The sequence below is a fragment of the Streptomyces nanhaiensis genome, assembly GCF_046614825.1.
GTDB classification, from domain to species: Bacteria; Actinomycetota; Actinomycetes; order Streptomycetales; family Streptomycetaceae; genus Streptomyces; species Streptomyces radiopugnans.
The window spans coordinates 1-4,633 of the sequence record NZ_JBKJFM010000253.1 but is presented as its reverse complement, the minus strand read 5'-3'; the positions used below and the strand labels follow the sequence as shown (position 1 = coordinate 4,633).

Below are 4,633 nucleotides of genomic sequence, written 5' to 3'. Positions count from 1 at the left end.
GACGCCGGCCGGCCCGCCGCCCCCGCGCGCTTGGGCCGACAAGGACCCGGTCGCCGCGGCCCGGCTCGCCGCGGCGCGGGCGGCGGTGACGGCACGCGCGGAGGAGCTGAACCTCCCCCAGGAGAACCTGCTCTCCCCCGACACCGTGCGGCGGCTGTGCTGGGAGCCCCCGGGCGAGGCGTCCGAGGCAGCGGTCGCGCGGGCGCTGGGCGCCCTCGGCGCCCGGCGGTGGCAGGTCGAGCAGACGGCGCCGCTGCTGACGGCCGCGCTGTCGGCCGCCCCCTCCGACGTCTGACGGAAGCCTCCGGTCCCCGGTCCCCTCACCGCCCGGCGGAAGGAGGGGACCGGACTTCCGCTCGCACACGGGTCCCACATAGGGTGATCTCCCGTTGACAACCCAGGGGGGATGAGGAATGTCCTATCCGAACTACCCGAACCAGCCGTACCCGCCGCAGCCGCCGCAGCCGAACCCGTCCAACACGCTCAGCATCGTCGGCATCGTGCTCGGCTGCGTCGCCTTCCTCTTCTGCCCGCCGCTCTTCGGCATCGCGGGGATCGTCTGCGGCGTGATCGCCAACTCCAAGGGCGAGCGGCTGGCCAAGACCGCCATCGGGGTCTCCGCCGCGGGCCTGGTCGCCGGTGTGATCCTGGGCATCGTGGCATTCCAGGGCATGTACGGCGTCTGAGTTCCCGGGCGCGTACGGCCTCCGGGCCCGGGCGCGCACCGCTTCTCCGGGCCCGCCCCCTCCGGGGCGGGCCCGTGCTTCGCCACCCGGCGGACCGGCCCGCCGTACACCCGGAAGTGTGACGTGCGACTCCCTGGGAGAGGGGCTGTCCACCTCGGAGTTACCGACAAGTAGCATAAGCTCCGGGAAGCGCGCCGTACGGCGTACCACCGCACCCCTGGAGGAGAGCCAACGTGCCTCGTACCGCTAGGGACGTCGTCTTCGTCGACGGCGTCCGGACCCCGTTCGGCAAGGCGGGCCCGAAGGGCATCTACCACGAGACGCGCGCCGACGACCTGGTCGTCAAGTGCATCCGTGAGCTGCTGCGCCGCAACCCGGACCTGCCCCCGGAGCGCATCGACGAGGTCGCCATCGCCGCGACGACCCAGATCGGCGACCAGGGCCTGACCCTGGGCCGCACCGCCGGCATCCTGGCCGGACTGCCGACGACGGTGCCGGGCTACTCCATCGACCGCATGTGCGCCGGCGCCATGACCGCCGTGACGACGACCTCCGGGTCGATCGCCTTCGGCGCGTACGACGTCGTGGTCGCGGGCGGTGTCGAGCACATGGGCCGCCACCCGATGGGCGAGGGCGTGGACCCCAACCCTCGCTTCGTCTCCGAGAAGCTGGTCGATCAGTCCGCCCTGTTCATGGGCATGACGGCGGAGAACCTCCACGACCGCTACCCGCACATCACCAAGCGGCGCGCCGACGAGTACGCCGTGCGCAGCCAGGAGAAGGCCGCCAAGGCGTACGCCGACGGCAAGATCCAGGCCGACCTGGTGCCGATCTCCGTGCGCCGCACCAGCGAGGAGGCCGGGGAGACCGGCTGGGGCCTGGCCACCGCCGACGAGCCCATGCGCCCGGGCACCACCCTGGAGCAGCTCGCGAACCTCAAGACCCCCTTCCGCGCGCACGGCCGGGTCACCGCGGGCAACGCCGCCGGTCTCAACGACGGTGCCACCGCATCCCTGCTCGCCGCCGAGGACGTGGCCCGCGAGCTGGGCCTGCCGGTCAAGATGCGCCTGGTCTCCTACGCCTTCGCCGGTGTGGAGCCGGAGGTCATGGGCGTCGGCCCGATCCCCTCCACCGAGAAGGCGCTGGCCAAGGCCGGTCTGTCGATCGGCGACATCGGCCTGTTCGAGGTCAACGAGGCCTTCGCCGTCCAGGTGCTGGCCCTGCTGGACCACTACGGCATCGCCGACGACGACCCGCGCGTCAACCAGTACGGCGGCGCCATCGCGTTCGGCCACCCGCTGGCCTCCTCGGGCGTGCGTCTGATGACGCAGCTCGCGCGGCAGTTCGAGGAGCAGCCGCACGTCCGCTACGGCCTGACCACCATGTGCGTCGGCTTCGGCATGGGCGGCACCGTGATCTGGGAGAACCCCCACTGGGAGGGCAAGTGAGCGAGCGGAGCGAGCGAACAGTGAAGAACAGCAGCACTTGCGAGTGCTCGACCGAGCGCGGCGAGGGAGTGGCATGAGCAACACCGCCGAACTGCTGAAGGGCGCAGCCGAGCTCTTCCCCGACGAGGTCGTCACCAGCGCCCACGTACGCCACCTCGACCTCCCCCAGGGCGCGGGCCGCTTCGCGCTCATCACCCTGGACAACGGCCTGGACCACACCAAGCCCACCACGCTCGGCCCGCAGTCGCTGGTCAACCTCGACAAGGCGATCGACCAGGTCGAGGCCGAGGCCGCCAGGGGCGAGATCGCCGGTGTCGGCGTGACCGGCAAGCCGTTCATCTTCGCCGTCGGCGCCGACCTCAAGGGCGTGGAGGTCATCAAGCGCCACGAGGACGCGCTGGCCATCGGCAAGGGCGGCCACGACGTCTTCAAGCGGCTGTCCTCCCTGGCCGTGCCGACCTTCGCCTACTACAACGGCGCCTCGATGGGCGGCGGCGTGGAGGTGGGCCTGCACTGCACCTACCGCACCGTCTCGCGGGCCATCCCGGCCTTCTCCCTCCCCGAGGTCTTCCTCGGGCTGGTCCCCGGCTGGGGCGGCTGCACCCTGCTGCCGAACCTGGTCGGCGCCGACCGCGCCGTCTCGGTGATCATCGAGAACTCGCTCAACCAGAACAGGCAGCTCAAGGGCGAGCAGGTCTTCGAGCTCGGCATCGCCGACGCGATCTTCGACGGCGCCGACTTCCTGGAGCAGTCCCTGATCTGGACCGCCTCGGTGCTCCGCGGCGAGCTCGAGGTCGAGCGCCCGGACGTCGACCGCGGCGAGGCCTGGGACCAGGCCGTCGCCCGCGGCCGCTCCATCGCCGACTCCAAGGTGCACGGCGCGGCCCCGGCCGCCTACCGCGCGCTGGACATCATCGCGGCGGCGAAGAACGGCGACCTGCGGCAGGGCTTCGACGCAGAGGACCGCGCCCTTGCCGACCTGATCATGGGCGAGGAGCTGCGCAGCGGCCTGTACGCCTTCAACCTGGTCAACAAGCGCGCCAAGCGCCCGGCCGGCGCCCCGGACAAGAAGCTGGCCCGCCCGGTCACCAAGGTCGGCGTCGTCGGCGCCGGTCTGATGGCCTCGCAGCTGGCGCTGCTGTTCGCCCGCCGCCTGGAGGTGCCGGTCGTGCTGACCGACATCGACCAGGAGCGGATCGACAAGGGCGTGGGCTACGTCCACGAGGAGATCGACAAGCTCCTGCTCAAGGGGCGCGTCAACCAGGACAAGGCCAACCGGCTCAAGGCCCTGGTCACCGGCTCGCTGGACAAGGCCGCCGCCTTCGGCGACGCCGACTTCGTCATCGAGGCCGTCTTCGAGGAGATGGGCGTCAAGCAGCAGGTGTTCGCCGAGGTCGAGGCGGTCGTGCCCGAGCACGCCATCCTGGCCACCAACACCTCCTCGCTGTCGGTCACCGAGATGGCGGGCAAGCTCGAGCACCCCGAGCGGGTCGTGGGCTTCCACTTCTTCAACCCCGTCGCCGTGCTGCCGCTGCTGGAGATCGTCCGCGCCGAGCAGACCGACGACGCCTCGCTGGCGACGGCCTTCGCGGTCGCCAAGTCGCTGAAGAAGACGGCCGTGCTGGTCAAGGACGCCCCGGCGTTCGTCGTCAACCGCATCCTGACCCGCTTCCTGGGCGAGGTGCTGCGCTCCATCGACGAGGGCACCCCCGTCGAGGTCGCCGACCGGGCGCTGGCTCCGCTGGGCCTGCCCATGTCGCCGATCGTCCTGCTGGAGCTGGTCGGCCCGGCCGTCGCCCACCATGTGGCGGGCACCCTCAACGCCGCGTTCCCCGACCGCTTCGGCGTCTCGGAGAACCTGGGCCGCGTCGTCAAGGCGGGCAAGCGCAACCTCTACGTGTACGACTCCGGCAAGCCGGAGCTGGACCCGGAGGTCGCCGCCCTGTTCGAGACCGGTGACACGGTGCTGACCGAGGAGCAGGTCCGCGAGCGCGCGCTGAACGCGATCGCCGAGGAGATCCGCCTGATGCTCGACGAGGGCGTCGTCGCCGAGGCGCAGGACATCGACCTGTGCCTGATCACCGGCGCGGGCTGGCCCTTCCACCTGGGCGGCATCACGCCGTACCTGGACCGCGAGGGCGTCTCCGAGCGCGTCGCCGGCAAGCGGTTCCTGGAGCCGGGCGTGGCGAGCGTCCCGAACTGACGCACCGGGGCGGCTCCGCTGCCCCGCCCCACGGCGCCCGTCCGCACCCCGAGTGCGGGCGGGCGCCGTCGCGTGCGCGGGGACCAGGCGCGTGGACAGGGCTCCGGGACGGTGGCCGGGCGGTGCTCAGGCCGTGGCCGGGCGGTGGCCGTGGCACCCTTGGGCCATGCCCGGAAGCCTGCGCCCCCTGCTCGTCGTGGACGCCGCCAACGTCGTCGGCTCGGTGCCGGACGGCTGGTGGCGGGACCAGATCGGAAGAGCGTCGGTGAGGGGACGTGTGTAGAGCTCTGTGGTCG

The 4,633-nt window shown here is 72.0% G+C and carries 3 protein-coding genes and 1 pseudogene; all 4 read left to right on the top strand.

The features are described from left to right. Positions 1-295, top strand: a pseudogene (locus ACLIYP_RS29235) (ribonuclease D); the annotation flags it as partial. Positions 296-413: 118 nt separating this feature from the next. Further along, positions 414-686: a hypothetical protein gene (locus ACLIYP_RS29230; RefSeq protein ID WP_412716096.1), complete on the top strand. Its 273-nt coding sequence runs from the start codon at positions 414-416 to the stop codon at positions 684-686. 233 nt (positions 687-919) lie between these two features. Continuing rightward, entirely contained in the window at positions 920-2,134 is a 1,215-nt protein-coding gene (locus ACLIYP_RS29225) for a thiolase family protein (protein ID WP_412716095.1), read from the top strand. Between the two features lie 73 nt (positions 2,135-2,207). Then, on the top strand, positions 2,208-4,337 hold the full coding sequence (locus ACLIYP_RS29220) for a 3-hydroxyacyl-CoA dehydrogenase NAD-binding domain-containing protein (RefSeq protein ID WP_412716094.1): 2,130 nt from the start codon (positions 2,208-2,210) through the stop codon (positions 4,335-4,337). Positions 4,338-4,633: the final 296 nt, after the last annotated feature.